Here is a 26166-nt window from a genome sequence, read left to right as displayed (position 1 = left end):
GCTCCTACGTCGGCCCATGTCAGCGCTGCGTGAGGCGTTGCGGGACCTCCCCGACGCCGTGTTCGCGGACGTGCTCGAATCGGAAGACGCGTACCTGCTCGTGTTGGACCTGCCGGGCGTGACCGCGGAGTCGCTCGACGTCAGCGTCGAGAGCGGCCGCCTCGTCATCGAAGGGCAGCGCACGAAGGACGTCCCCTCGGAGTTCCGCTTCGTCCGCGAGGACCGCTCGGTGTTCTTAGACGTCGAACTGCCGCTTCCGCCGGACGCGACCGGACGGGGTGGCGAGGGCACCGTCGACCGCGGCGTCCTCGAACTCCGCCTCCCGAAGGCCAGCGCCGCGCCGAGCACGACGATTCCCGTCGAAGAGGCCTGATTTCGGGGTGCCCAGTCGGTGAATCTCCGCGCGTACTGGCGGTTCTTCGTCGTCGTCCGCCACTTCCTGCCGCTGATGCTCGCCTACGCCCGCGACCGCAAGCGCTTTTTCGTCTTCGGACGGTCCCGGCAGGTCACGAGTCAGCAGCGTCGGGAGCGAGCGGCGACGCTGTTGGGCTCGCTGTTGACGCTGGGCCCGACGTTCATCAAACTCGGGCAGTTGCTCTCGACGCGTCCGGACATCCTCCCACCGGAGTACATCGACGAGTTCTCGAAGCTACAGGACCGCGTCCCGCCGGCCGACTGGGAGAACGCGAAGCCGGTCCTCGAAGGCGACCTCGGGCGCGTCGAAGAGCGCTTCGACGAGTTCGACACCGACGCGATAAGCGGCGCATCGCTGGGACAGGTCTATCGGGCCGAAGTCGACGGCGAATCCGTCGCCGTGAAGATTCGACGGCCCGGCATCGAGGACCTCGTCGAGGCCGACCTGCGGGTCATCCGCTGGTCGCTCCCGCTCTTGATGTACTTCATCGACGAGTCCCGCTCCTTTTCGTTGGAGACGCTGGCCGACGAGTTCGCCAAGACCATCCGCGAGGAGATGGACTACGAGCGCGAGGCTCGCATGCTCGGCGAGATCCGGGAGAACTTCGCCGGCGACGACGCGGTCCGCATCCCGCGGGTGATAGACACCCACTCCACCCAGCGCGTCCTGACGATGGAGTACGTCCCCGGAACGAAGATCAACGACATCGAGGACCTGGACGCCCGCGGCATCGATCGCACTCGGTTGGCCGAGACGCTCCAGCGGTCGTACCTCCAGATGATTATCGAGGACGGCGTCTTCCACGCCGACCCGCACCCCGGCAACCTCGCCGTCCAGGAGGACGGGACGCTCGTCTTCTACGACTTCGGGATGTCCGGGCGGGTGGACCCGTTCGTCCAGGACAAGATCGTCGACTTCTACGCGGCCGTCGCAGAACAGGACATCGACGCCATCCTCGACGCCCTCATCGAGATGGGGACGCTCTCCCCCGAGGCCGACCGGCAGGTGATGGGCGACGTGATGGAACTGGCTATCGCGGACGCCCGCGGCGAGGACATCGAGCAGTACCGCGTCCAGCAGATCGTCCAGCAGGTCGAGGACACCATCTACGAGTTCCCGCTTCGCCTGCCGTCGAACCTCGCGCTCGTCTTGCGGGTGGCGACGGTGGTCGAGGGAGTCTGCGTGACCTTAGACCCCGAGTTCGACTTCATCTCGGTGGCGACCGAGTACCTCCGCGAGGAGGGGTACATCGCGGCCGGGGTCAGGAACTACGTCGAGGACCGTGCGACGGAGGTGCAGGACGCCGCCCAGTCGGCCGTTCGCATCCCGCCGAAACTCGAATCCGTCCTCGACAGGGTCGAACGCGAGGACCTGCAGATCCGGGCGGACATCGAGGATTCCGACCGACTTCTGGCGACGATGACCAAGCGGCTGATACTGGGGATGATGCTCGCCAGTTCGATATTCTCGACGGCCTTCCTCTACGCCGAGGCGTCGCCGCTCGTGGCCGCGGTCACCGGCGTCGCCGTCGTCGCGCTGACCGTCGCGCTCTGGTGGTCGTTCCGGTCGAAGAAGAACGTCCGGGCGAAACCGCAGTTCACCAGACAGAGCATGCGCGAACGGCAGCAACAGTCGGGGAACGCCGGCGGTGCCGGCGGGCTTCCGACCTCGTTCGACGACGAGGACGCCTAAGCTCGGGGTTCGATAACGCGGTCGGCCCACGCCCGAAGCCGTCGTAACGCCGCCCGTTCGTTCCGCGAGACGGGACTATCGGGGCCGAATTCGTCGTCCTCGAACGCGTTGAGAACGGCGACCTCGCCCCGGTCGCAGTAGTCCAGTAATCGGTCTATCCACTCGGGGTCGGCCTGCGCGGGGATGGTCGCGTCGTTCACGAAGACGCACCGCGGGTCCGTCGGCGCGTCGTCGAGCCTGACCGACGCCATCGCCGCATTCTCGCGGGCGAGTTCGACCGCTTCGCCGTCGCACTCGCTGTCGGCCCGCGGCGCGTGCGCGTCCACGACGCCGTGCCAGACGCCCTCCGGAACGCTGGTGAACTGCGTGAGGTGGCCGCCGAGTATCGTTCCGTCGCGTTCGACTTCGGGCGCGAAGTCGAGGACGACACAGCCCTCGGGACCCTCGGCCGCGACCCACGCTTCCATCGCTCGCGCGGTGAGTCTCGTCTTCCCGACGTTCGAGGGGCCGACGACGAGCGTTCGTCCGGAGAGCGGGAGGGGAAGTTCGCCCATCTCAGTCGGCCGGTACCGCCCGTTCGTCCCCGTCTCGCAGCCAGTCCCGGGTGAACAGGGCCGCGAGGCCGACCATCGCGGCGGCGAGGATCGCGGCGAACGCGAGGACGGCGAGCGACACGGGGTCGGCGACGCCGCCCGAAGCCACCCGCCTCACCCACTGGCCGGCGACGACCGTACTGATGCCGACCACCAGCAGGCCGCCGACGTTTTCGAGGAGCGAGTTCGTCTCCGGGACGGCGGTCGGGTCGTTGAGGAGGTACAGCACGAGCGCCAGCACGAACGGCGTCCCGACGAACCCGATCGCCAGCGCCTGGATCAGCAGGCCGAACACCGCGCCGGGGATGAACACGCCGAGGACGCTGAGGAGCGCGAAGGCGGCGACGGCGGCCCGATAGCGCGGGTCGGCGGTGTCCTGCGCCCACCCCATCTTGTCGGCGAGGACGTACGGCGGGACGGCGGTGTTGCCGCCCAGCGTCGTCACGGCCGCGCCCCACAGACCCAGCAGGAACAGCCACTTCGCGTTCGACCCGACGAGCGGGCCGAGCGCGGTCGCAGCGCCCACGGCACCGAGGCCGGGGTCGCCGAGGACCGACGCGGCGACGAGGAAGATGGCGAGGCTGGCGATACCGAAGGCGACCAGCATCGACGCGCCCACGTCGAAGACGGCGAGGTCCGCGTCGTCCACCGTCCACCCGCGGGCGCGCATCGTGTAGGACTGCATCGTCACGAGCGCGATGTGGACGGCACCGCCGAGGATGCCGGCCGCGAGCAGCGCTCCCTCGACGCCGGCCGGGATAGCCGGGACGAGGCCCGCCGCCGCCGCGCCGTAGTCGATGGGGACGACGAACAGCGACGCGACGAACAGCACGACCACGAGCGAGACCAGCACCTTCGCGCCGAATTCGGCGTACTTGTAGCCACCTCTGGCGAGGCCGGCGGCCAGTACGACGCCCCAGAAAACCGCCCAGGGAACGGGGTTGAGACCCGCGATCTCTGCGGAGACGCCGGCGAGGGTCTTCATGATGACCAGCTGGGCGACCCCCGCCGCGACGACGGTGTCGGCGACCAGCAGCCACGCCCACGCGTCGCCGAGGTTCTCCTCGACGGCGGCGACGATGCCGGCCTCGGTCAGTAAGCCGAGACGCATCGCCAGATACTGCGCGGTCGCGCCCATCACCGCCGAGAGGACGACGACCCACAGCAGCGCGTAGTCGAAGCTCGCGCCGGCGGTGACGAGCGCGCCGATAGTCGCCGGCCCGGTGGCGATGGCACCGGCGAGCCACGTCGGTCCCATCCCCGAGAGGCGCTCGCGGAGGCCCCGCGCGTCGTTCGCTGCCATCTCAGACGCACCCCGGGAACGACTCGCCGGCGACGTGCTCGCTGTCGACCCAGGCCGGCGGGTCCTCGTCGGTGAACCGGGAGCGCCCGCGCATGTAGGAAGCGATGAACGCCCGCCGCCAGTCGTCGGTCTCGTTCGGCGCGGTGTAGTGGGGAAGCAGGCAGTGCTGGAAAAGCACGTCGCCGGGCTCCATCGGCAGATCGACGGTGTCTTCGAGGCCGTATCCGCCCTCCTCCAGCGTGATGTCCGTCTCGTACTCGACGGCCTCGTGGTCGAGCAAGCCGTCCGTGTGCGCGCCCGGGACGACCCGCATACAGCCGTTCTCGGTCGTGGACTGATCGAGCGCCATCCAGACGGTGACGTGGTCCATCGGGTGGCTGGGGTAGTACGCGGCGTCCTGGTGGAACTTCTTCTCGCTGCCGACGCGGGGCGGTTTCAGCATCGCGGCGCTGCGCAGGAGTTTGAGGTTCGTCCCCTGCAACTCCCGAACGGCGTCGACGATCGCGTCGTCGGTAACGAGGTCGGCGAAGACGTCGTCCTCCCGAACCATCCCCAGTCCCTCGAACTTCCGGACCTGCTCGGCGCCTTCGAAGCCGCCGACACCGGAGTCGCCCCCGGTTCGAGCATCCGCTGGAACCCGTTCTCCCGGCGCTCGTTCCGGACGTACTCGTCGATTCGCGCCGTCACGCGCTCGACGGTCCCGTCGTCGAGGCAATCATCGACGACGACGTAGCCGTCGCGCTGGTACTGTTCGAACTCCCCCTCGGTGAGCGTCATACCACTTGCTACTATTCCCGAGTCATAAACCCTTCCAACCGCGGTTTCGACGTCTCGTCGACCGAGCCATCGAGGTGTAACCGGTCAGTGCGGCGACCGCCCGGCCCGCGCGGGTCGTGACTACGCAATTCCAAACCGTTTATACTACGACAGAGGTAACGCGGCGGTATGGCAAGAGAGCAGACAGAAGTTCGCGAACTGGACGAGGGCAGCTACGTAATGATCGAGGACACGCCGTGTAAGATCGACTCCTACAGCACGGCCAAGCCCGGCAAACACGGCAGCGCCAAGGCTCGTATCGACGCCCGCGGCGTCTTCGACAGCAAGAAGCGCTCGCTGTCCCAGCCCGTCGACGCGAAGGTCTGGATCCCCATCATCAACCGGAAGCAGGGTCAGGTCGTCTCCGTCGACGGCAGCGACGCACAGGTCATGGACTTAGAGACCTACGACACGTTCACGATGCTCATGCCCGAGGACGTCGACCTCCAGCCCGACGACGAGATCGAGTACCTCGAGTACGAGGAGCAGCGCAAGATCACGCGGTCGTAACGATGTTCCCCGGCGCGGCCGCCGACCGCGAGGACGCGGCCTACGCCCTCGTGGGGGCACCGCTGGACGCCTCGACTTCTTTTCGTCCCGGTGCCCGCTTCGGCCCGCGCCGCGTCCGCACGTTCGGCGAGCAGTTCGACGACTACGACCGCCACACCGGTCGGCACTTCACCGATCTCTCGGTGTACGACCACGGCGACGTCGGCCCGACGGCCGACACCGCCGAGTACCTCGATTTCCTCGCGAGCGCCATCGGTGAGTTCGATAGGGACGGCGCGGTGCCGCTGCTGGTCGGCGGCGAACACACCGTCACCGTCGCCGCCGTCCGCGCGCTCTCCCCGGACGTCTTCGTCTGTCTCGACGCCCATCTCGACCTGCGCGAGTCCTACGCCGGCGACGAGTACTCCCACGCGACGGTGACCCGCCACGCGCTCTCGGTGGCCGACCGCGCGGTCGTGCTGGGCGCGCGAACCGGGAGCGAGGCCGAGTGGGAACGCGCCGACGCCGAGAGCGTGACCGTCGTCCCGCCGGAGGAGGTGCCCGACTGGACGCCGGACTTCGACGGGACGGCCTACCTCTCGGTGGATATCGACGCCGCAGACCCCGGGTTCGCGCCCGGTACCGGCACGCCCGAGCCCTTCGGCCTCTCGCCCCGTGAGATGCGCGACGCGGTGCGGTCGGTCGCCCCGCAGACCGTGGGGTTCGACGTCGTTGAGGTGAACGACCGCGACGACGGGCAGGCCGCCACGCTGGCGGCGAAGCTCCTCCGAGCGTACGTGTTCGCTCACGCGGACGTGTAGCGCTTCGCTGTTCTCCCCCGCGGAGCCGCCTCGTCCGCCGTGAGACCGACGAAAGGTTCTTTCTATCGGCATCGGTACGTACGTTCGATGCGCCGCCCCGCCCTCCACGTAGCCCTCGCGCTGTCGCTCGTCCTCGCCGGCTGCTCCGTCTTCGGCGACGAACCCGTCCGAGAGGAACGGGCCATCGAACGGCTCGACGCCGCCCGCGAACGCGCCGAAACCGTCGAATCCTACCGCTACGAGGTCGACATCGACGCCTCGACGACCGCCAGCGGCGAGCGGATCGACGGCTCCGGGTCCGGTCGCGTCAACGTGACGACTCGCCGGCAGGCTGCCAATGTGACTGTAGGCGGCAGCGTCGCCGGAAGCTACGTCGACGATCGGACCGCGTTCGAGCAGTGTCGCACGGACGGCCTGTCCTGGGGCAAAGAGAACGTCTCGGCCGGGGGCAACTGGACTGAGCTCACGCCGCTGGGCCGACAGCTCTCCGTGCTCTCGACGGGCGACCTCTACTACAACGGGACGGAGACCGTCGACGGTCGGCGGACGGTCCATCTCTCGAGTCACCCCTCGCCGTCGGCGCTCGAAGAATCGGACGCCGGCGCGGGGAACCGACCGGTGTTCGGTTCGCCCGGCGTCGACAGCGTGACCGTCGACATCTGGTTAGACGAGACGACGAATCTCCCGGTTCGGAGCCGGGTAACCGTGCGCGTCAGCGGCGACGGCGAGACGGCCACCGCGACGCTGACCACGCGCTTTCGCGACTACGGCGACCGGGTCGAGGTGACGATTCCCGACGACGTTCGATCGGACGCGATGGAGCTCGGCTGTCCCGGCGACTGACCGGACGTCGACGCTCGATCCCGTTGCTTTCACCGACCGCGCCCCGTTTTATTAGCGATGAGCGCACAAGCGGGCGTATGGACCGACTCTCCTCGTGTTACTTCTGTGGCGGCGCGCTGGACGCGTCGCTGGCCGAGTATCCCATCGTGCCGCAACAGCTCCGGTCGCCCGACGCCGAACGGCGGACGGTCGTCCTCTGTCAGACCTGCCGTCGGAAACTTGGGACGGTACTGGAGGAAGTCGTCGCCGCGGCGGAGGAGTCCGACGCGGCCGGCACGGCCGACGCACGCGACGCGAACGGCGACCGAGACGCGAAGTCGGCGGCCGACGCCGCCCCGATGGCGACGGACGAGACCACCGAGGTCGGCGATACCGAACGGGGCGACGACCTCCTCGGAGACGCGGCGGGATCGGCGGGCATCGAGACGGCCGATGACGGCACGCTTCTCGGAACCGACGACGAGGCGGCCGATTCGGCCGACCCGACCGCCGCGGAGACGCCGCCCGCGACCGGCGAGTCGCCCTCCGGGGCCGACGCGCAGACGGGCGACGACACCGAGCGCGCGGGGTCCGACGGGGGCGACAGCGACGACGCGTCGCTGACGCGACTTGAGTACAACAGGGTGATGCGCCTCGTCCAGAACCGCCAGCTACCGGTCGAGAAGGCGGAGATACGCGAGGTGGCGGTCAACGCCTACGACATCGAACCCGAGGAGTTCGACGCGATAACCGACGCCGCGGTCGAGCGCGGCCTCATCGGCGAGGCGGACGGGCGGTTCGTCCCGGCGGAGTAAGACATACGACGCCGGCGGCGAAACGACGGGACATGCACGCAGGCGAACTCGCCGCCAGACTCGACGAGGAACTCGCCGTCGACGCCTACGCCGATATCGACGCGAGTCCCAACGGACTACAGGTCGGCCCGGCCGACCGCGACGTCGACCGCGTCGCCCTCGCCGTCGACGCGGCCGCCGAGACCATCGACCGCGCGGGCGACGCCGGCGCGGACCTCCTGCTCGCCCATCACGGCATCGTCTGGGGGAGCGTCGAACGCGTCACCGGGACGACCTACGACCGGGTCGCACCGCTCGTCGAGGACGGCCTCGCGCTCTACGTCGCGCACCTCCCGCTCGACGGCCACCAGACGCTCGGCAACGCCGCCGGCGTGGCCGACCTCTTGGACCTCGACGACCGCCAACCGTTCGGTTCGATAGGGGGCGAACACATCGGACAGCGAGGGACGCTCTCCGAACCGACGCCGCTCTCGGACCTCACCGGGACGCTCGAATCGTCGCTCGACACCGGCGGACAACCCGTACAGACGCTCGATTTCGGACCCGAAAGCGTCGAAGACGTGGCCGTCGTCACCGGGAGCGGGGCCGACTGGGTCGGGGAAGCCGACGAGTCCCACGCCGACGTGTTCGTCACCGGCGAGGGCAAACAGCAGGTCTACCACGAGGCCCGCGAGGCCGGTATCAACGTCGTGCTGGCGGGTCACTACGCCACCGAGACGTTCGGCGTCCGGTCGGTCGGGTCCCTGCTGGAGGAGTGGGGGCTGGAGACGACGTTCATTGACTGTCCGACCGGGCTCTGATGGACGCCGTCGACTACGGGGACGTCTCGACCGACGCGGAACTTATCGCGTGGTCGCGGGCCTACTGCCGAGACGTGCGTCGCGAGTGGGCGGTCCCCGTCCGCTTCGACCTCGTCGACTGGGAGGTGTCGAACCGAGCCAAGCGCCGGGCCGCCGCGGTCAAGCGCCCGAAACTGCCCGACGCCGCCGTCGGCACGCCCTTCGACTGGGAACAGGTAGAGAGGGCCGACGGCCGTCCCCTGCCCTGTACGCTGTCGCTGACCCGCGAGGCCTTCGAGTCGTTCGACCGCGCGGAGTGGGAGGCGACGCTCCGGCACGAACTCGTCCACGTCGAGCAGTACCAGCGCGACGGGACGACCGACCACGGGCCGGCGTTCCGCGAGCGAGCGGCCGACCTGGAGACGGAGGTCCGCTGTCCCGCTTTCGCCGACGCGAAGTACGTCCTCTCGTGTGAGAGTTGCGGCGACCCGATCGCCCGCCGCTACCGCGAATGCAAACTGGTCCGCGAACGCGAGCGCTATCGCTCCGACTGCTGCGGCGCGGAACTGGCGCTGGAGTGAACGCCTTACCACCCTGCCGCCCGTAGCGACCGCATGGACGTTCCGCTGATCTGCTACGACTGCGGGGCCACCGCGACGCTCGCGGCCGGCGCGCGCTGTGACTGCGGCGAACCGTACTGGGTGGCGACCGACTCGGAGTGCTTTGCGTGGCCCGAGGGCGGAAAGCGGTCGCTGTGGCGCTATCGCGACCTGTTGCCCGACGTGGACCCGACCGGACTGGCCGCCGGCGCGGGCGGGACGCCGTTCGTTCGCGCGCCGCGGCTGGACGGCGACGTCGGCGCGCGAGTCCACGTGAAGTTCGAGGGGTCGAACCCGACGGGGACGTTCAAGGACCGGGGGAGCGCCGTGGGAGTCGCGGCCGCCGCCGACGCCGGCTACGGGACGGTCGGCACCGTCTCGCACGGCAACATGGCGCGGTCGATGGCCGCCCACGCCGCCAGCGCCGGACTGGACTGTCTGGTGCTCGTCCCGGCGGACGTCCCCGCCGAGCGACTGGCGCTCCTCGCCCGGTACGACCCGACGATACTCCGCGTCGAGGGGGACTACGGCGGCCTCTACGACGAGTCGCTCCGCGTCGGACGCGAGCAGCGGATCGCGTTCGTCAACTCGGACACGCCGTTGCGGGTCGCCGGCCAGAAGACGACCGCGCTGGAGATCGCGGAGGGGTTCGCGCCCGAACCGCCCGACGCCGTCGTCCTACCTGTCTCCAGCGGCGGCCACGGCAGCGCCGTCTGGAAGGCGTTCCGGGAACTGCGCGACGCCGGCCTCGCGACCGAACTCCCGCGCCTCTACTTCGTCCAGACGGCGGCCTGCGCGCCCATCGCCGACGCGTGGGAGAGAGGCGACCGGACGGTGACGCCCATCGAGGGCGGCGAGACGGTGGCGTACTCCATCGCCAACGCCGACCCGCCGAGCGGCAATCGAGTGCTGGCGGCGGCGCGAGCGACCGGCGGCGGCGTCCTCGCCGTCGACGACGAGGCCATCCTCGACGCGCGACGGACGCTCTCGGCCGACGCGGGCCTGTTCGTCGAGAGCGCGTCCGCCACGGCGCTGGCCGGGGCGCGTCGCCTCGCCGAGGGGGATGCCCTCGAAGGTGACAGCGACGTGGTGCTGATCGCGACCGGGACCGGGTTCACCGAACGCGACGTGGACGCGCCGGCCGTCGACGCGGCGAGGGTGGAACTGGGGGCGCTCGACGACGCCGTCTCCGAGCGAATGGGCTGACGTCGATGCGTCGTCGCTACGCCATCGCGTCGGCGTCGAGGTCGGGGTGGTCGCGGACGTACGCGACCAGGCGATCGACGTAGGACTCGAACAGCGGACATCGGACGCCGGTCCCCGCGAGCGCCCGTCTGGTGTTCGCGTCCGTATACGTCGTCGGGTGCGAGAAGTAGGGAAGCGTCTCCGGCTCGACGCCGAGTCGGCCGGCGAGGCCGGGGAACCGATCGAGCAGTTCGTACGACGGGTTCGCCGTCCCCGGAACTGGAACGGCCCGGCGGTCGGCGGCGCGGCCCAGTTTCCGGATGACCCCGCCGACGGTCGGCGGATGCGGATTGCAGAGCTGGTACACCTCGCCGACCGTCTCCGGCCGTCCCGAGAGTTCGGCGATGGCGTCGACCACGAAGTCCCGCGGGACGACGTTCAGGTGGACCGCGTCGGGGCGGGGCGGCGCGGGGGCGAACGCGAGCCGGGGCTGGCGGCGCAGTAGCGAGAGGAGGTAGTACGGGCCGTCGTACTTCCGTGTCTCGCCGGTCTCGCTGTCGCCGACGGCGATCGCCGGTCGGTACACCGTCACCGGGAGGCCGTCGGCCATCCGTGCCCGCACCGCGCGCTCGGCCTCGAACTTCGTCCGCTCGTAGTGGTTGTTGAACGACTGGCCCACGTCGAGGTCCGCGTGGGTGAACGTCCCGTCGTAGCGGCCGCTGACGTAGCAGGTGCTCACGTAGTGCAGTCGCTCGACGGCCGCGTCCGCGGCGAAGTCGAGGACGTGGTCGGTCCCGTCGACGTTGACGCGCTCGGCGGGTCCGCGCTCGGCCCCGAGGTCGTACAGCGCCGCGAGGTGGTAGACGACGGCCGTCTCGCGGCGAATCGCGTCGTAGTCGGTCAGGCCGAGATTCGGGTCGGTGATGTCCCCCTCGACGAGCGTGATGCGGTCGCGCGCCGCGTCGGCCTCGGCGGTCAGTTCGTCGGCCCGCCGCTCCGCCACGTCGCGGTACGCCGGTTGGACGAGACAGGTGACGGCGCCGTCGCTCCGCGCGAGCAGCCGGGAGACGAGCGCCGCGCCGAGGAAGCCCGGAAAGCCGGTGAGAAACCGCGTCATCGGAACGGCGGGAGTCCCCGGAGCCGTCGGAGCGCCCGGACGCTCAGGCTCGCTCCCCGAGCGGCCAGTCGGTTGGGAACGGGGTTCGCCGGCACCAGCGGATGGAGTCGCTGGGTCGTCACCGTCTGGGACTCGGTGTACTTCTGAATCCCCTCGCGGCCGTGTCGCCGGCCGATACCGGAGTCGCCGACGCCGCCCATCGGCGCGTCCGTCGAGGCCCACATCCCGAGGTAGGCGTCGTTGACCGAGACGGAGCCGGCGTCGATACGACGAGCGAGCGATTCGCCCCGGTCGGCGTCCGCGGTCCAGACGCTCCCGTGAAGACCGTAGTCGGTGTCGTTCGCGCGCGAGACGGCCTCGTCGGCGTCGGCGACGGGCGTCACCGAGACGACGGGGCCGAACGTCTCCTCGCGGGCGGCGGTGGCGTCCCCGGGGAGGTCGGTGAGGACGGTCGGTTCGTAGAACAGCGGTCCCACGTCCTCGCGGCGCCGTCCGCCCGTCTCGACGGTCGCGCCGCGCTCGCGGGCGTCGGCGACGTGGGACTCGACCGTCTCCAGTTGGTGCTCGGCGACGAGCGACCCCACGTCGGGACCGAAGTCGAGCGAAGCGCCGAGTTCCAGTTCCGCCGTCGCCGCGACGAAGCGCGCGAGGAAGTCGTCGTAGACGTCTTCGTGGACGAATATTCTCTCGAAGGATATACACAGTTGGCCGGCGTTGGCGAAGCTCCCGTGGACCAGCCCGCGGACCGCCTTCGAGAGGTCCGCGTCCGGAAGGACGACGGCGGCGTTCTTCCCGCCCAGTTCCATCGAGGCGTCGATCAGGTGCTCGCCTGCCAGCGACGCGACGGTCCGCCCCGTCTCCGTGCTTCCGGTGAAGGTGAGGTAATCCACCGATGCGACGAGCGGTTCGCCCACGGTCTCACCGTCGCCGGTGACGACCTGTACGAGGTCCTCGGGGACGCCGGCCTCGGTCAGCAGTTCGACCGCGCGCAACGCGGTGAACGGCGTCGCCTCGGCGGGTTTGAGCACCGCGGCGTTGCCGGCGAGCAGGGCCGGCAGCATGTCCGAGATGGCCAGCGTCAGGGGGTAGTTCCACGGTTCGACGAGCCCGACGACGCCGACGGGGTCGCGGTGCTCGACGGTCTTCGTCACCAGCGGGAACCCGCTGCTCTTCCGGGTCGAGCGGAGGTGGTCCGGTCCCTCGCGAGCGTAGTAATCGGCGGTCAACACCACGTCCAGCGCCTCGACGTGGGCGTCGAGGCGGGACTTCCCCGCCTCCGCCTGGACGACGTCGAGCAACTCCTCGCGGTTCGAGAGCATCTCGTCCGCGACGGACTCCAGTACGGACGCGCGCTCTTCGAGCGGCCGGTCGGCCCACGCCGACTGGGCCGCCCGCGCCCGCTCGACGGCCGCGGTCACGTCGGCCGGTCGACACGCCGGAACCGTCCCGAGGGCGGTGTCGGTAAACGGCGACCGGACCGTCATCGACTCCCGGTCGCCGACGCGGGTGACCGTCTCGGCGAGGCGCTCCCTGGTCCGCGCTGGTAGTACGGTCGAAACAGTCGACGCGTTCATGGTTTCTCGAGGGCCGGCACGTACAATGTAGTTTCGCCGTCGCGGCCTCGCGCCGTGTCGGGACGGCTGGTCGCGCTTCGTCGGGCATCGAACGGTTCAAGTAGCCGCTGGGTCATGAAACGGATATGAAAGACCAGGGACGCTCCCCTCGCAAGCGGACGGGCGGTCGACGACGCCCGAACCACAAGAAGAAGAAGCAGCAACTCGGCCGGGAGTCCACCGAAACGCAGGTCGGCGACCGGAAGCTGAAGGTCGTCGACTCGCGGGGTAACACCCAGAAGGTCCGTGCGGTCACCACGAACGTCGCCAGCATCGCCGACGGCGCGGAGACCCGCGAAGCGACCATCGAGACGGTCGAGGAGAACCCATCGAACCCGAACTACGCACGCCGGAACATCATCACGAAGGGCGCGGTCATCGAGACCTCCGAAGGGTTGGCCCGCGTTACCTCCCGTCCCGGTCAGGACGGCCAGGTCAACGCCGTCCTCGTCGAGTAGAGCGCGCTCGGTAGTTCTCGGTAGCCGCTCGTCTTCGCATAGCGGCGCTTTCGCGGGTCGGCCAATCCGTTCCGATAGCGCGCGTGGTACCGCACAGCCGCGTTCGGGGCTGTTCGCACGCTGTCATCCTTTTCGGAGACGCTCGGAGAACAGCCCGTGGGGCGACAGCGGCTGGTGCGAGCCGCCGTCGAAGTGACGTGCAGTTGGCGACTGACGAGGTGGTGCTTGCGAACCGACCGCACGTCGCCGTTATATACACGATCGTTCATAATAAATACGCGGGACCCGGCACAGTTGGCCGGCCGACCGCGCTGCTGGCACGCGGACGCGAGCGATGAAATTTGGAGACAAACCCGGCTGAGAGAGTCTCTACGGCGGTACTGGGGCTAGGGGCGCGGCGCGGCTTTCTGGAGGGCGCTCTCGGCGATGTTGCCGCCGTAGTCGGCCGTCCGGGACAGCGAGTCCACGACGCGACCGAGGATCTGTGCGCTCTGTGGGTCCAGTTCGCGGACTTTGCTATCGACGTCGCGGGCCGTCTCGTCGACTTTCGGGATGCCGCTCCGGGCCTCGTTCGCGAGTTCGACCGCCTCCTCCGAGTCGTCGGCGAGCAGCGCGTCCATCGCCGTCTCGGGGATGGCCGTCGCCTCCGATTCGAGTTCACGGAGGAGGTCGGCCGTCTCGCCGGTGATCTCGCCGATCTCGCGGGAGAGCCCGGCGATCTTCGTCGCGTGGTCCGCGATGCGCTCTAACTGTCTGGCGCTCGACTGGTAGTCGAAGACGGTCTCGCGGGGGAACCCGATCTCGTTCGCGGCGGTGGGGTTCCGGAGGACGGTGCGGAACACCCGAGAGACCATGTACCAGAGGCGGTCGACGTCGTCGTCGCGCTGGATGACGTCCTGTGCGAGGTCGTCGTTGTCCTCGATGAGCGCCTCGACGGCGTCCGAAAGCATCGTGAGCGCGACCAATCGCATCCGCGTGATGGCGTTGTGGACCGACAGCTCCGAGGAGTCGAGTAAGTCCTGTAGGACGACCCGGTCGGAAGTCTCCTCGATGACTTCCAGACCCACCAGCCCCTGCGTCGCGTCCCGGATGATGCGGCGCTGTTCGGCCGTGATGCGGGGCGCTTCGAGTCGGATGACGTCGAAGCCGCTCACGTACATCGTCATCACGGCGCGAGTGAGCTCGTGCTTGTTGTCCAGTCCGCCGACGTCGAGGGTCCCCTCGACGCGGTCGTCCTCGCGCTTGGGCGCGAGCAGTAGCAGGTCCTCCTCTGTGTGAAACTCCACGACACTGCCTGCGCTGACGTCGTTCTCGGTCGCCCAATCCTTTGGGAGCGAGACTGTGTACGTCGAACCGCCCGTCACCTGGACCTTACGGGTCTCCATGTAAGTCCATATCGCACCTTCCTCGGTATAAATCCATCCCTATCTATATATTTCGCGCCAACCATTTCCTATATTGTGTTAAAGACGTTTATGGACGTTCTATTGCCGGCATATCGTTTCGGTTAGGCCAGTAGCTCGACTTCGGTATCGAATCGATACGATCCCCCCGAAACGGCTCCGCGTGCCAGATATCGAACGAACCGGATATGTAGCCCGCTCATAGCGAAGATAGTGAGTACGTTCTACATGGCTATGCTATATATTCGACTGCCGAGTTCTATCTTTCAGTCCCCACTTCCGTCTCGGTCGGCCAGCGTCGCCTCGGTGTCGATGCCGTACACCGCCCCGGGCGTCTCGACGTGGGCCGTTCGGACCGCCTCGTCGTGGTTCGACTCCAGTAACCAGCGGACGCGTCGCGGTACCGTCTTCGGTCCCAGCACCGCGCCGGGGCGGTCCGGGTCGTCGATGTAGTCCGTCTCCATCAGGAACGGCTCGTCCTCTTCGATGGCTATCTCCAACTCGTCCTTGTCGGCCAAGACGGATTTCGTCGGCCCGACCAGCCGGCCGCCGGAGTAGTGCTTGACGACCTGCGTTCGGTCCAGCCCCCGCTCTTCGGCCCAGCGGGCGACCTCCGCGAAGTCCTCGCCGCCCTCGGTGTGGAGTTGGATGGCGAAGTCGCCGTCGGCCGCGAGTTCGAACCCGTGGCGCATCACTTCGTTCGAGGCCTCCCACACAGCGTCGTCGACGTCGTAGTGGGGGCGACCGGACTTGATCGCCAGCGCCGGGCCGTCGGTGACGTACTCAGCGGCCACGTCGAGTCCCGTCTGCATGATGTCGCGTGCCTCCTCCGGCGTGTGGCCGTCTTCGACGAGACGCGAGACGAGGGCCGGATGGACGCCGAGGACGGGCCACGCGCGGCCCGGAAGTACCTCCGTCGCGTCCTCGACGGCCCCGACGGTCAGATCGAACACCTCGCGGAACGTCGACTCGTCCGCGGCCGCCTCGGTGAGATGCCAGGACGGCTTGTTGAGGACGAGCAAGTGCGTCCCGCCGTGTTCGGCGAACTCCTCGACGGCCTCGACGTTCCGGCCGTTGACCGGGTCGAGATGCAGGTGGTTGTCGAGCACCGGCGTCTCCTCGATGTCCATATCGGGCCTCAGAGCGCCCCCGGCAAAACCGTTCTCCTCCGATAGTCCGCCCTCACTCCACGTCGGCGTCCAGCGAGAGGGAGTCCTGTGCGGCGTTCTGCAGGGCGTCCGAGCGGCCGTGTTCCCCCGGCGCGAGCGCGACGGTGCGGACGCCGTTCCGAGCGGCGACTTCCAGTGCCGGCTTGAAATCCGTGTCCCGCGAGGCCACGACGAGGACGTCGATGCGACCGGACGCGACCGCCTCCGTCGCGTCCACGGCGAGGCGAACGTCCACGTCGCCGCTGGTCGTGATCACTTCGAAGCCGCGGGCCTCGCCCGCCTGGATGAGACCGGGCGACGCGTTCTCGTCGAGGTAGAGCCGCGTCGTCGCGAGCGGTCCGTAGGACTCGGCGACGGTCCGCACGTCCTCTAAGTCGACGTCGAACTCCGAGCGCAACACGTTCGGCCCGTCTACGTACAACCCCACCCGCTCCGTCTCGTCGCTCTCTCCGTCCCGGAGCCGACGAAATAGATTCATGTGCCGTCTCTCCGGCCGCTGGGCTTATTTGTGGCGTTTCTCGCCGCTCGCACTTCCCGAGGTGATAAACCAAAAATAGCTATATGGAATGCGGTATCGGTATCGGGAGTTACTGTTTCGACCACGCCGGCGAATGGCGCTCCTGGGAGAGGGCCGTTCTACGAACCCCCTCTCGTACTCAGTTTCCTGCTGGTCGAACGTGAGCGTGCTATCGACTTCGAACTCCCGGCGGTCGTTTATCGACACGCGCGACTCTTCGCCACCCGCGAGCTGAGCGAGCGCTCGGCACTTCGGTACGTCGTGAATCCGAACGAAGGCGCTTGCACGACCGAATTGTGAACGAGACACCTCCCGACAGAACCGAAACCGGGTGTGACAGCCGCTACGTGGCACCCAAGTCCCCGGACAGCACGCTTTCGTCCGCTGGTGGGTCACCGGCGAAAGCGGGTCGGTAACGGGTGGTTGCCACGTTCCGCACGCTGTATCAGACCGGCGAATGTACTCGCGTCGAAGGGAGGAACCACGGGTCCAGCTAGTCCGTCTCACTGGTCCGTCCTCGAATCCGCTCGCTTTCACTCTCGATTATACTTCCGTGTGAGAACGTAACTTCGACATCTCGTCGATGATTGCTAGCTAACCCGCTCGCGCGAGATACGACGCCGTCGCTGAGTCAGAAGGCGGTTCGTCCCTCGATACGATCGTTATCGCTCGGGTCGTCTCGGATTCGCCCAGACGGCGAATCGAAATGCGCCCGATCGCGCGGCCGACGAGAGTCAGCGACTGTTCGTGTTGTCAGACCCGGACAGCGTGACGTTCGCCGCGGCAAACCCTCGGTACGGGTGCTGGCACGCCTACTGATCCGACAGAGAGCTGTTTTGCGAAGACGGACGTGCACACGAGCGACCGCGCGGAGAAAGTCGGCTCGTTCCGAACTGAACCGAATTTGCTATCGCGTTATACAGTTTACCAGTCGCCCGGCGGTCGCCATCGAACGCCAACAGAGGCCAAGTAGTAAGGTCACCGGGGTCGATTTCACGCCCATGACGCTACGTTCGCCGCCGCTGTCGGAGGCCCACGAAGCGGCCGACGCCCGCTTTACGGACTTCGGCGGCTGGGAGATGCCGGTCGAGTTCACGTCGATTCGTGAGGAACACGCCGCCGTCCGGTCCTCGGCGGGGAAGTTCGACGTCTCGCACATGGGACAGATCACGGTTTCCGGGTCGGACGCCGCGGCGCTCACCCAGCGGCTGACGACCAACGACGTTACCGCGCTTGACTACGGCGAAGCGCAGTACGGCGCGATAACCGACGAGGACGGCGTCATGCTCGACGACGTTGTCGTCTATCGGCTTCCCGAGACCGAACACGACGACTTCCTCTTCGTCCCCAACGCGGGCCACGACGGGGAGATGACCGAGCGATGGGAGGACCACCGCGAGGAGTGGGGCCTCGACGCGGCGGTGACGAACCGCACGACGGAGTACGCCATGATCGCGGTACAGGGACCGGACGCGCCGGAACTGCTGGCCGAGCGGACGAACGTGAACCTCGGCGAGATGGACCGCTTCGACATCGGCGGCGGAGCGGTCGCCGAGGTGTCGTCGCTCATCGCGCGCACGGGGTACACGGGCGAGCGCGGGTTCGAGGTGCTCTGTCCGTCCGGGAGCGCGGCGGCGGTGTGGAACGCGATCGAGTGCCAGCCCTGCGGACTGGGGGCGCGTGATACGCTTCGGCTGGAGATGGGCTTTCTCCTCTCCGGGCAGGACTTCGATCCCGAGGACGAACCCCGTAATCCCTACGAAGCAGGCATCGGCTGGACGGTCAAACTCGACACGGAGTTCGTCGGCCGCGACGCCCTAGAGGGAGTCGAGGCGCAAGGCGTTTCGGAGAAACTCGTCGGTCTCGAACTGATCGACCGCGGGGTTCCGCGCCAGGGCTACGAAGTGGAGTCGCCGGACGGCGACTCGCTGGGTCACGTCACCAGCGGGACGATGAGCCCGACGCTCGGCGAACCCATCGCGCTGGCGTACCTCCCGGTCGAGTACAGCGACCCCGACCAGTCCGTTCGGGTGGTCGTCCGCGGCGAACCGAAGAAGGCACGTACCAGGACGCCCCCATTCCTCGACAGATGAGTTTCGACGTTCCCGAAGACCGGCGATATCTGGAGTCCCACGAGTGGGTACGGCCCGACGACGGCACCGCGCGCGTCGGCATCACCGACTTCGCACAGGACGAACTGGGCGACGTGGTCTTCGTCGAACTCCCCGACGAGGGCGAGGAGGTAACCGCGGGCGAGGAGTTCGGCGTCGTGGAGTCCATCAAGGCCGTCTCGGACATCTACGCGCCCGTTTCGGGCACGGTGACGGCGGTCAACGAGCGGCTGTTCGACGAGCCGGAACTGGTCAACGAGGACCCCTTCGGCGACGGGTGGATGCTCGAAGTCGAGCTGACGGACGAGGACGAACTGGAGGACTTGCTCTCGTCCGACGAGTACGCCGACCAGATAGCGTAGGGCTGCCGCTTCGCCGGTCGCGTGTGACTCCCTCGCGCGCGTTCGGCCAAGGAATACGCTAATGTACCGGCCGTAGGTAGGGTATACTATCATGTCCACCGTGCGGATGGACGGTATCTACCATGAGTGAGAGCGACGAATCTACGACCGGCAGTCCGTACGCACCGCAGACGCCGTCGGAGACCGCGGCGATGCTCTCGGCGGTCGGCGCGGACGACGTCGAGTCGCTGTTCGACGTGCCCGAATCGGTCGCCTTCGACGGCGAGTTCGGCATCGAATCGCGAAGCGAGCGCGAGACGCGCCGAGAAGCCGCCCGCCTGTTGAAGCGAAACGACGACCTGACGGAGTTCCTGGGTCGCGGCCACTACGCGCACTACGTGCCGGCCGTCGTCGACGACTTATCGAGCCGATCGGAGTTCCTGACCTCCTACACGCAGTACCAACCGGAGGTCGCACAGGGGTTCCTGCAGGCGCTGTTCGAGTTCCAGTCGATGCTGGTCGAGCTGACGGGGCTGGACGTCGCCAACTGCTCGATGTACGACGACGCGACGGCGCTGGGCGAGGCCGCGACGCTCTCCCAGCGGATCCGCTCGATCTCGGGCGACCGGGTCCTGGTCCCCGAACGCCTCCGGGACGGGAAACGCGCGGTGCTGGAGAACTACGCCGACGGACCGGGTCTCTCCATCGAATCGTATCCGATGGCCGACGGGCAGGTCGACATCGACGCGCTCGCCGAGTCGGCCGACGAGGACGTGGCGATGGTGTACGCCGAGACGCCGACGGTCCGGGGCGTGGTCGCAGAGCGCCTCGGTGACGTGGGGGAAGTCGCCGACGACAGCGACGCGCTGTTCTGTCTCGGCTCCGATCCGGTGGCGCTCGCGCTGCTGGAACGGCCCGCCGACGTGGGTGCGGACGTGGTCGTCGGCGACGCCGCGTCGCTGGGAACGGGCACCGCCTTCGGCTTCGGGCTCGGCATGTTCGTCACGCGCGAGGAGTTCCTCCGGCAGGTCCCCGGCCGCCTCGTCGGCGCGAGCGAGGACGCCGCCGGGCGACGCGCGTACACGCTGACACTCCAGACCCGCGAACAGCACATCCGCAAGGAGCGGGCCACCTCGAACATCTGCACGAACCAGGCGTGGGTCGCGCTGCGGACGGCGATACACGCCGCGTGGCTCGGCCCGCAGGGACTGGTCGACCTCGCCGAGGATTGCGTGACCCGCCCCCGCGACCTCGCGGCCCGCTTGGACGAAGTCGTCGGCGTGCAGGCCCCGATTCACGACGGCCACCACTTCCGGGAGTTCGTCGCCCACACCGACCAGCCGGCGCGGGCGATCGTCGAGGACCTCGCGGCCCGCGGGTTCGCCGTCCACGCCGTCGGCGAACACCTGATTCAGGTGTGTGCGACGGAGGTGACCGCCGAGAGCGAGGAAGCGTTTATCGAGGCGGTCGCGGAGGTGGCCGGATGACGTTCGCCTCGCTCCGCTCTCGGGTCGCTGCGTTCCCCGTTCGCATCGAGGGTTCGCTTCGCTCACCCTCGCCCTGCTCTCGGGTTACTACGCTCCCCGCTCGCATTGAGGGTTCGCTTCGCCCACCCTCGCCCTGCTCTCGGGTTACTACGCTCCCCGCTCGCATTGAGGGTTCGCTTCGCTCACCCTCGCCCCGCTCGGCGAAACACCGTGGGGCGCACAGCGCCCCACGAGCTTCACGCTCGACACGGGGGTGTCTCGCGTGAAATTCGACCAAGCGCGCTGGACGGACGACGACGACGAGCGCTACGAACCGCTGCTCTCGGAGAAGGCCGACCGCGAGGTCGAGATCGAGGACTCGCCGCTGCCCGACGAACTGACCCGCGATTCGCTGTCCCTGCCGGACCCCGCCGAACCCGAACTCGCCCGGCACTACACGCGGCTCTCGCAGATGAACTACGGCGTCGAGAACGGCCCGTTCCCGCTGGGGTCCTGTACGATGAAGTACAACCCGTCGTTCACGGAGACCGTCGCCGCCCGCGACGACGCCGCCGTCCACCCGGACCGCCCGGAGAGCACGATACAGGGGACGCTGGCGCTGTGTCACCGGTTACAGGACTACCTGGGACGCATCGGCGGGATGGACGCCGTCACGCTCCAGCCGCCCGCGGGCGCGGCCGGAGAGTTCACGGGCATCCAGATAGCGAAGGCTTACCACCGGCACAACGACGACGAGCGCTCGGAGGTCGTCATCCCCGACTCGGCCCACGGGACGAACTTCGCCACCGCGGCGATGGCGGGCTACGAGGTGGTCGAACTCCCGAGCGACGACGACGGCCGGGTCGACGTCGACGCGCTCTCGGCCGCCGTCGGCGAGGAGACGGCGGCGCTGATGCTCACGAATCCCAACACGCTGGGCCTCTTCGAGCGCGACATCGAGGAGATCGCCGACATCGTCCACGACGCGGGCGGGCTGCTGTACTACGACGGGGCGAACCTCAACGCCCTGCTCGGGCGCGCGCGCCCCGGCGACATGGGCTTCGACGTGATGCACTACAACGTCCACAAGACGTTCGCCACGCCCCACGGCGGCGGCGGGCCGGGAGCCGGCCCCGTCGGCGTCACCGAGGAACTGGCGAAGTTCCTGCCGGACCCGCACGTCCGGGAAGTATCGAGCGGCTACGAGCACTACACGCCGGAACACTCCATCGGGAAGGTCCACGGCTACTACGGCAACTGGCCGGTGCTCGTCAAGGCGTTCGCCTACATCGCTCGCCTCGGCGACGACGGCCTCGCCGACGCGAGCGCGAAGGCGGTCCTGAACGCGAACTACCTCGCCGAGCAGATTTCCTACGACGTGCCCTTCGGTCCCTTCCACCACGAGTTCGTCGCCAGCGCCGCGCCGCAGGACGCCGCCGACGCGGCCAAGCGGATGCTCGATCACGGCGTCCACCCGCCGACGACGAAGTGGCCCGAGATCGTCGACGAGGCGCTGATGACCGAGCCGACCGAGGCCGAGAGCAAGCGCTCGCTCGACCAGCTCGCGGCGGCGTTCGACGCCGTGGCCGAGGAGGACGACGCGACGCTCGCGTCCGCCCCGGAGCGCCCGGCGGCGAAGCGGATCGACCAGGTCGTGGCGGCGCGCGAACCGCGCCTCTCTTGGCAGGCGCTCGGGGAGTAGCCCGCCCCCGGGGGAGATTCCGTTTCGTCCCGTGATAATCCGCGCGTGAGTTATATGTAATCCCACCGCCGAGGGAGCATATCTCCGAACATGTCTGAAAAACCGGTCGTCCTCCACATCCGCCCGGAGCGGGCGATGGACGGCGTGCAGTCGCTCTCGTCGGAGAGCGAGGTCGGCCTCTCGGTGACGGCGGTCACGTCACGGGACGCGGCCCTCGAAACGCTGTCGAGTACCGACCCCGACTACCTCGTCTGCGAGCACCGTCCCGACGACGGCCTCGACGGTCTCGCGGCGTTGGACGCCATCGTCGACGTCCGTCCGGACCTCCCGGCGTTGCTGTGCACCGCGGAACCGGACGGCCGAGTGGCGGCGGAAGCGACCCGCCGAGGCGTCGCCGAGTACGTCCCCAGAAGCGAGACCGATCCGGGCGAGCGTCTCCGGGCGCTCGCCGCGGATGGGGGCGTCACGGCGCGCTCGTCTATCGATGCCATCGAGGCGACGACGGAATCGCTTCGGGAACTGACTCGACTCGCCGCGGACGACAGCCGAACCGACGCCGAGACCATCGAGGGGGTCTTGCGGCTCGGTGCCGACCGACTCGGTCTCTCATTGGGTTACCTCGGGCGTATCGAAGACGACACCTACGAGATCGAGCACGTCGTCGGCGACCACGCGCTCGTCGAGGCGGGCGCGTCTTCGCCCCTCTCGGCGACCTACTGCGAACACACCGCACAGACCGAGACGCTCCTTCCCATCCACGACGCGGCGGCGGAGGGGTGGGCCGACCACCCGTCCTATCGGGTCGGCGGCATCGCCTGCTACCTCGGCGGGAAAGTGTCGGTCAGCGGCGAGACCTACGGGACGGTGTGTTTCGCCGACGAGGAACCGCGAGCGACGTCCTTTACCGACGCCGAGCGGGCGTTCGTCGAACTGCTCGTCCAGTGGGTCAGCGACGAGCTCGAACGCCGCCACCGCGAGGCGGACCTGGAGCGCTACGAGGACATCATCGAGGCCGTCGACGACGGGGTGTACGCGCTGGACGACGAGGGGGACTTCGTCTTCGTCAACGAGGCCATGACCGCGCTCACCGGCTACGACGCCGAGTCGCTGCTCGGCGCTCACACGGGACACATCAAGGCCCCCGAGGTGGTCGAGAAGGCCGAAGGAATCGTCCGGGAGATGATCTTCGAGGACCGCGACGACGAGGCGACGTTCGACCTCTCGATCCGGCGGGCAGACGACGAGAGCTTCCCCGCCGAGGACCACATGACCGTCCTCTGGGACGACGACGGCCGCTTCGAGGGAACGGCCGGCGTCATCCGCGACATCACCGACCGGAAGGAGCGGGAACTCGAACTGCGGGAGGCCAACCGGCGCATCGAGCAGATTCTCGGGCGCATCGGCGCGGCGTTCTTCGCGGTCGACGACGACTGGAACCTGACGTACTGGAACGCGCAGGCCGAGGCGGTGTTAGGCCGAGACGCCGAGGCGGTGATGGGCGAGAACCTCTGGGAGATGTTCCCCGACGCGACCGACTCGGCCTTCTTCGAGGCCTACCGCGAGGCGATGGACTCCCAGGAGCCGGTCGTCTTCGAGGAGTACTACCCGCCGGCCGAGAGGTGGTTCCGGGTCAACGCCTACCCCTCGACCGACGGTCTCTCGGTGTACTTCCACGACATCACCGACCAGAAGGAACGCGACCGGAAGCTCTCCGGTCTGCTCGAGACGACGCGGTCGCTGATGCACGCTCACACCGACGCGGACGTCGCGGAGACCGTCATCGAGGCCGCCGAATCCCGGCTCGGGTTCGACCTCAATCTCGTCAGGCTGTACGACGGCGAGACGGGGACGCTGTACCCGGTCGCTTCGACCGACGGCGTGCCCGACCGTCCGGTCTACGACGCCGACGAATCGTTCGCGGGCGAGGCGTTCCAGCGCGGCGAGACGGTCCGGATCGACGACTTCGACCGCGTCGGTAACTACGACGACCGAGACGCGAACGCCGCGATGTGCGTCCCCATCGGCGGCTACGGCGTGCTGAGCGTGGCCACGACAGAGAGCGACGTCTTCGACGACGCGGACGTGTCCGTCGCCGAGATCCTCGCCTCGAACGCCGCCGCGGCGCTCTCCCGCGTCGAACGCGAAGAGGACCTCCGGCGGTACGAGGCCGTCGTCGAGAACGTCCGCGACATGGTGTACGTCATCGACGAGGACGGCGCGTTCCAACTCGTCACCGAGCCGCTGGCCGAGTGGCTCGGCTTCGACCGCGAGGCGATGCTCGGCGAGCGTCCCGACGAGTTCCTCGACCGAGACGACGCCGCGACCTTCGAGCGACACATCCGCGAGATGCAGGCGGAGGGCGGAGAGCCGAGCCGGCGGATCGAGACGTCGCTCGCGACGGCGGACGGCGCGGAGCGTCCCGCGGAGGTCGAGGTGTCGCTCATCGACCACGACCGGTTCCGCGGCACCGTCGGCGTCGTCCGCGACCGGTCCGAGCTCGAGCAGGCCCGCGAGGACCTGCGGGACGAACGCGACCGCTTCTCGTACCTGTTCAACAACCTCCCCGACGCCGTCGCCGAGACGGAGAGCGGCGACGACGGGTCGGTCGTCCGGTCGGTCAACCCCGCTTTCACCGACGTCTTCGGCGTCGACCACGCGACGGCCCTGGACGAGCGCCTCGGCGAGTTCGTCCGGCCGCCGACCGAGGCACAGGGCGAGGAGTACTCGCGCTTTACCGACGCCGACGGGAGCGAGACGGTCCGAACGGCCGAGATCCGCCGCCGCACCGCCGACGGCTTCCGCGACTTCCTCTTTCGGGGGATCCCCTACCGCCGGGACGACGGGCGCGTCTGGGGCTTTTGCATCTACACCGACATCACCGACCAGAGGGAACGCGAACGCCGACTGGAGGTGCTCAACCGCGTCCTCCGGCACAACCTCCGCAACGACCTGACGGTGGTGCTGGGACTGGCCGACGAGCTGGCCGCCCGACTCGACGACGAGAGCCATCTCTCCCTGCTCGACCGGCTGCAGCGAAAGACCGCCGACGTCGCGTCGCTCAGCGACCGCGCCCGCGCGATCGAACGCTCCATCCGGCGGGAGGACGCCGACAGCGCGCCGGTTCCGATCGTCGATGCCGTCGCCTCGCTCGTCGATACCTACGAGCGAACCCACGGCGTGGCTATCGAAACGACGCTCCCGGAGACGGACGCTCGTGCGGCCGACGGCCGGTTCACCCGGGTCGTCGAGGAACTGCTGAACAACGGCGTCGAGCACGCGGGAGCGGACCCCGGTCTCTCGCTGGAGGTCGCGGCGACAGAACGGGAGGTGTCGGTGACGGTCGCGGACGAGGGACCGGGAATCCCACCGCACGAACTCGACGTGTTGACCGGCGACGAACCCATCACGCAACTGAGTCACGGAAGCGGGTTGGGGCTGTGGCTCGTCGTCTGGTTGACCGAGTCCTACGGGGGGACGGTGACGTTCGGCGGGACGGACGAGACCGGGACGGTCGTGACGCTGACGCTCCCGCGGACGGACAGTTAGACCGACTCTCGGATACGCTCGGCGAGGACGTCGTACTGTTCGGTCCCCGTGCCCTTCTGGACGAACGCGGTCACGCCGGCGTCCGCGGCCTCGGGCCGGACGTCCTCCGGCTCCCGGGCGCTGAACAGGAGGAACGGGACCCCCTCGTCGCGTTCGCGAATCGCCGTACAGAGTTCGATCCCGTCGAGCCTCGGCATCTTGTAATCGCTGACGACGGCGTCGTACTCGCCGGAGAGGACCATCTCGAGGGCCTGTTCCGGGTCCGCTTCCATCGTCACCTCGAAGCCGTCTTCGCGCGCGAGGAAGGTCCCGACGATCTCGAGTACGTCCCGGTCCTCGTCCACCACTAGTACCTCCACACTCATCGACTAGCGATCATCGCTACTGGCGTAAA

General features: G+C 68.5%; 25 protein-coding genes. 15 read left to right on the top strand and 10 right to left on the bottom strand.

Going from position 1 to position 26166, the window contains the following annotated elements; translation table 11 throughout:
• The first annotated feature begins 16 nt into the window (after positions 1-16).
• Together EGH23_RS07750 and EGH23_RS07745 are read left to right on the top strand one after the other, a co-directional pair.
• Complete coding sequence (locus EGH23_RS07750; protein WP_220579441.1) at positions 17-373, top strand: Hsp20/alpha crystallin family protein; 357 nt, start codon at positions 17-19, stop codon at positions 371-373.
• A gap of 18 nt (positions 374-391) precedes the next feature.
• A complete protein-coding gene (locus EGH23_RS07745; protein ID WP_220579440.1) occupies positions 392-2107 on the top strand; it encodes an ABC1 kinase family protein in 1716 nt (571 codons plus the stop codon).
• On the opposite strand, the gene EGH23_RS07740 is transcribed toward EGH23_RS07745, so the two are convergent.
• Genes EGH23_RS07740 through EGH23_RS26275 form a run of 4 tightly spaced genes read right to left on the bottom strand, consistent with a single transcriptional unit; the run spans position 2104 to position 4780 of the window.
• Positions 2104-2661: a hypothetical protein gene (locus tag EGH23_RS07740; protein WP_220579439.1), complete on the bottom strand. Its 558-nt coding sequence runs from the start codon at positions 2659-2661 to the stop codon at positions 2104-2106. The genes EGH23_RS07745 and EGH23_RS07740 overlap by 4 nt on opposite strands.
• Position 2662: 1 nt before the next feature.
• Positions 2663-4003 carry an NRAMP family divalent metal transporter gene (locus tag EGH23_RS07735; RefSeq protein WP_220579438.1) on the bottom strand — a complete coding sequence of 447 codons (1341 nt, stop codon included), beginning with the start codon at positions 4001-4003 and terminating at the stop codon, positions 2663-2665.
• Position 4004: 1 nt separating this feature from the next.
• Entirely contained in the window at positions 4005-4553 is a 549-nt protein-coding gene (locus tag EGH23_RS07730; protein ID WP_236044709.1) for a phytanoyl-CoA dioxygenase family protein, read from the bottom strand.
• The gene (locus tag EGH23_RS26275) at positions 4439-4780 is read right to left on the bottom strand and encodes a phytanoyl-CoA dioxygenase family protein (RefSeq protein WP_236044708.1); all 342 of its coding nucleotides are present in this window, start codon (positions 4778-4780) and stop codon (positions 4439-4441) included. Before EGH23_RS26275 ends, EGH23_RS07730 begins: the two co-directional genes overlap by 115 nt.
• Positions 4781-4948: 168 nt before the next feature.
• On the opposite strand from EGH23_RS26275, the gene EGH23_RS07725 reads away from it, so the two are divergent.
• The 7 genes from EGH23_RS07725 to thrC all read left to right on the top strand — a co-directional run bounded on the left by EGH23_RS07725 (position 4949) and on the right by thrC (position 10350).
• Positions 4949-5329: a translation initiation factor IF-5A gene (locus EGH23_RS07725; RefSeq protein WP_220579437.1), complete on the top strand. Its 381-nt coding sequence runs from the start codon at positions 4949-4951 to the stop codon at positions 5327-5329.
• 2 nt (positions 5330-5331) lie between these two features.
• On the top strand, positions 5332-6129 hold the full coding sequence (gene speB, locus EGH23_RS07720; protein ID WP_220579436.1) for an agmatinase: 798 nt from the start codon (positions 5332-5334) through the stop codon (positions 6127-6129).
• An 87-nt stretch (positions 6130-6216) separates the two neighbouring features.
• Positions 6217-6972, top strand: a complete 756-nt coding sequence (locus EGH23_RS07715; protein WP_220579435.1) for a LolA-like protein — start codon at positions 6217-6219, stop codon at positions 6970-6972.
• Positions 6973-7049: 77 nt separating this feature from the next.
• Complete coding sequence (locus EGH23_RS07710; protein WP_220579434.1) at positions 7050-7766, top strand: hypothetical protein; 717 nt, start codon at positions 7050-7052, stop codon at positions 7764-7766.
• Positions 7767-7798: 32 nt separating this feature from the next.
• Positions 7799-8566: a Nif3-like dinuclear metal center hexameric protein gene (locus tag EGH23_RS07705; protein WP_220579433.1), complete on the top strand. Its 768-nt coding sequence runs from the start codon at positions 7799-7801 to the stop codon at positions 8564-8566.
• A complete protein-coding gene (locus EGH23_RS07700) occupies positions 8566-9126 on the top strand; it encodes a SprT-like domain-containing protein (RefSeq protein WP_220579432.1) in 561 nt (186 codons plus the stop codon). Before EGH23_RS07705 ends, EGH23_RS07700 begins: the two co-directional genes overlap by 1 nt.
• A 33-nt stretch (positions 9127-9159) precedes the next feature.
• Positions 9160-10350, top strand: coding sequence for a threonine synthase (gene thrC / locus EGH23_RS07695; protein ID WP_220579431.1), 1191 nt, complete (start codon positions 9160-9162; stop codon positions 10348-10350).
• Positions 10351-10366: 16 nt separating this feature from the next.
• Here thrC and EGH23_RS07690 read toward each other — a convergent pair whose 3' ends face one another.
• Complete coding sequence (locus tag EGH23_RS07690) at positions 10367-11446, bottom strand: SDR family oxidoreductase (protein ID WP_220579430.1); 1080 nt, start codon at positions 11444-11446, stop codon at positions 10367-10369.
• Positions 11443-13020 carry a succinic semialdehyde dehydrogenase gene (locus tag EGH23_RS07685; protein ID WP_220579429.1) on the bottom strand — a complete coding sequence of 526 codons (1578 nt, stop codon included), beginning with the start codon at positions 13018-13020 and terminating at the stop codon, positions 11443-11445. Before EGH23_RS07685 ends, EGH23_RS07690 begins: the two co-directional genes overlap by 4 nt.
• Before the next feature lie 125 nt (positions 13021-13145).
• On the opposite strand from EGH23_RS07685, the gene EGH23_RS07680 reads away from it, so the two are divergent.
• Complete coding sequence (locus EGH23_RS07680) at positions 13146-13517, top strand: 30S ribosomal protein S8e (RefSeq protein WP_220579428.1); 372 nt, start codon at positions 13146-13148, stop codon at positions 13515-13517.
• A gap of 386 nt (positions 13518-13903) precedes the next feature.
• Here EGH23_RS07680 and EGH23_RS07675 read toward each other — a convergent pair whose 3' ends face one another.
• The 3 genes from EGH23_RS07675 to EGH23_RS07665 all read right to left on the bottom strand — a co-directional run bounded on the left by EGH23_RS07675 (position 13904) and on the right by EGH23_RS07665 (position 16567).
• On the bottom strand, positions 13904-14902 hold the full coding sequence (locus EGH23_RS07675; protein ID WP_220579427.1) for a phosphate signaling complex PhoU family protein: 999 nt from the start codon (positions 14900-14902) through the stop codon (positions 13904-13906).
• A 284-nt stretch (positions 14903-15186) separates the two neighbouring features.
• Positions 15187-16050 (bottom strand): TatD family hydrolase, encoded by an 864-nt coding sequence (locus EGH23_RS07670; protein ID WP_220579426.1) that lies wholly within the window; start codon positions 16048-16050, stop codon positions 15187-15189.
• 52 nt (positions 16051-16102) lie between these two features.
• Positions 16103-16567, bottom strand: a complete 465-nt coding sequence (locus EGH23_RS07665) for an NYN domain-containing protein (RefSeq protein WP_220579425.1) — start codon at positions 16565-16567, stop codon at positions 16103-16105.
• Positions 16568-17607: 1040 nt separating this feature from the next.
• Here EGH23_RS07665 and gcvT point away from each other — a divergent pair.
• From gcvT to EGH23_RS07640, 5 genes are all read left to right on the top strand, one after another.
• Positions 17608-18699: a glycine cleavage system aminomethyltransferase GcvT gene (gene gcvT, locus EGH23_RS07660; protein WP_220579424.1), complete on the top strand. Its 1092-nt coding sequence runs from the start codon at positions 17608-17610 to the stop codon at positions 18697-18699.
• Positions 18696-19079, top strand: a complete 384-nt coding sequence (gene gcvH / locus EGH23_RS07655; protein ID WP_220579423.1) for a glycine cleavage system protein GcvH — start codon at positions 18696-18698, stop codon at positions 19077-19079. Before gcvT ends, gcvH begins: the two co-directional genes overlap by 4 nt.
• Positions 19080-19201: 122 nt before the next feature.
• The gene (gene gcvPA, locus EGH23_RS07650) at positions 19202-20545 is read left to right on the top strand and encodes an aminomethyl-transferring glycine dehydrogenase subunit GcvPA (RefSeq protein WP_220579422.1); all 1344 of its coding nucleotides are present in this window, start codon (positions 19202-19204) and stop codon (positions 20543-20545) included.
• Positions 20546-20807: 262 nt separating this feature from the next.
• Positions 20808-22226, top strand: a complete 1419-nt coding sequence (gene gcvPB / locus EGH23_RS07645) for an aminomethyl-transferring glycine dehydrogenase subunit GcvPB (protein WP_220579421.1) — start codon at positions 20808-20810, stop codon at positions 22224-22226.
• Between the two features lie 90 nt (positions 22227-22316).
• Positions 22317-25772 (top strand): PAS domain S-box protein, encoded by a 3456-nt coding sequence (locus EGH23_RS07640; RefSeq protein ID WP_220579420.1) that lies wholly within the window; start codon positions 22317-22319, stop codon positions 25770-25772.
• On the opposite strand, the gene EGH23_RS07635 is transcribed toward EGH23_RS07640, so the two are convergent.
• Complete coding sequence (locus EGH23_RS07635; RefSeq protein ID WP_220579419.1) at positions 25769-26137, bottom strand: response regulator; 369 nt, start codon at positions 26135-26137, stop codon at positions 25769-25771. The genes EGH23_RS07640 and EGH23_RS07635 overlap by 4 nt on opposite strands.
• Positions 26138-26166 lie beyond the last annotated feature (29 nt).

The sequence above is a fragment of the Haloarcula nitratireducens genome, assembly GCF_019599505.1.
Note: the sequence above shows the minus strand (reverse complement) of the source record. Positions and strands in the feature narration are given on the sequence as shown.

What these genes read in the sequence shown, in the direction of transcription:
- EGH23_RS07680 (WP_220579428.1), top strand. Translation starts at nt 13,146, where the DNA reads ATGAAAGACCAGGGACGCTCCCCTCGCAAGCGGACGGGCGGTCGACGA.
- gcvH (WP_220579423.1), top strand. Translation starts at nt 18,696, where the DNA reads ATGAGTTTCGACGTTCCCGAAGACCGGCGATATCTGGAGTCCCACGAG.
- EGH23_RS07665 (WP_220579425.1), bottom strand. Translation starts at nt 16,567, where the DNA reads ATGAATCTATTTCGTCGGCTCCGGGACGGAGAGAGCGACGAGACGGAG.
- EGH23_RS07740 (WP_220579439.1), bottom strand. Translation starts at nt 2,661, where the DNA reads ATGGGCGAACTTCCCCTCCCGCTCTCCGGACGAACGCTCGTCGTCGGC.
- EGH23_RS07685 (WP_220579429.1), bottom strand. Translation starts at nt 13,020, where the DNA reads ATGAACGCGTCGACTGTTTCGACCGTACTACCAGCGCGGACCAGGGAG.
- gcvT (WP_220579424.1), top strand. Translation starts at nt 17,608, where the DNA reads ATGACGCTACGTTCGCCGCCGCTGTCGGAGGCCCACGAAGCGGCCGAC.
- EGH23_RS07725 (WP_220579437.1), top strand. Translation starts at nt 4,949, where the DNA reads ATGGCAAGAGAGCAGACAGAAGTTCGCGAACTGGACGAGGGCAGCTAC.
- EGH23_RS07675 (WP_220579427.1), bottom strand. Translation starts at nt 14,902, where the DNA reads ATGGAGACCCGTAAGGTCCAGGTGACGGGCGGTTCGACGTACACAGTC.
- speB (WP_220579436.1), top strand. Translation starts at nt 5,332, where the DNA reads ATGTTCCCCGGCGCGGCCGCCGACCGCGAGGACGCGGCCTACGCCCTC.
- EGH23_RS07640 (WP_220579420.1), top strand. Translation starts at nt 22,317, where the DNA reads ATGTCTGAAAAACCGGTCGTCCTCCACATCCGCCCGGAGCGGGCGATG.
- EGH23_RS07710 (WP_220579434.1), top strand. Translation starts at nt 7,050, where the DNA reads ATGGACCGACTCTCCTCGTGTTACTTCTGTGGCGGCGCGCTGGACGCG.
- EGH23_RS26275 (WP_236044708.1), bottom strand. Translation starts at nt 4,780, where the DNA reads ATGACGCTCACCGAGGGGGAGTTCGAACAGTACCAGCGCGACGGCTAC.
- thrC (WP_220579431.1), top strand. Translation starts at nt 9,160, where the DNA reads ATGGACGTTCCGCTGATCTGCTACGACTGCGGGGCCACCGCGACGCTC.
- EGH23_RS07750 (WP_220579441.1), top strand. Translation starts at nt 17, where the DNA reads ATGTCAGCGCTGCGTGAGGCGTTGCGGGACCTCCCCGACGCCGTGTTC.
- EGH23_RS07715 (WP_220579435.1), top strand. Translation starts at nt 6,217, where the DNA reads ATGCGCCGCCCCGCCCTCCACGTAGCCCTCGCGCTGTCGCTCGTCCTC.
- EGH23_RS07670 (WP_220579426.1), bottom strand. Translation starts at nt 16,050, where the DNA reads ATGGACATCGAGGAGACGCCGGTGCTCGACAACCACCTGCATCTCGAC.
- EGH23_RS07730 (WP_236044709.1), bottom strand. Translation starts at nt 4,553, where the DNA reads ATGGTTCGGGAGGACGACGTCTTCGCCGACCTCGTTACCGACGACGCG.
- EGH23_RS07735 (WP_220579438.1), bottom strand. Translation starts at nt 4,003, where the DNA reads ATGGCAGCGAACGACGCGCGGGGCCTCCGCGAGCGCCTCTCGGGGATG.
- EGH23_RS07635 (WP_220579419.1), bottom strand. Translation starts at nt 26,137, where the DNA reads ATGAGTGTGGAGGTACTAGTGGTGGACGAGGACCGGGACGTACTCGAG.
- EGH23_RS07705 (WP_220579433.1), top strand. Translation starts at nt 7,799, where the DNA reads ATGCACGCAGGCGAACTCGCCGCCAGACTCGACGAGGAACTCGCCGTC.
- EGH23_RS07690 (WP_220579430.1), bottom strand. Translation starts at nt 11,446, where the DNA reads ATGACGCGGTTTCTCACCGGCTTTCCGGGCTTCCTCGGCGCGGCGCTC.
- EGH23_RS07700 (WP_220579432.1), top strand. Translation starts at nt 8,566, where the DNA reads ATGGACGCCGTCGACTACGGGGACGTCTCGACCGACGCGGAACTTATC.
- gcvPA (WP_220579422.1), top strand. Translation starts at nt 19,202, where the DNA reads ATGAGTGAGAGCGACGAATCTACGACCGGCAGTCCGTACGCACCGCAG.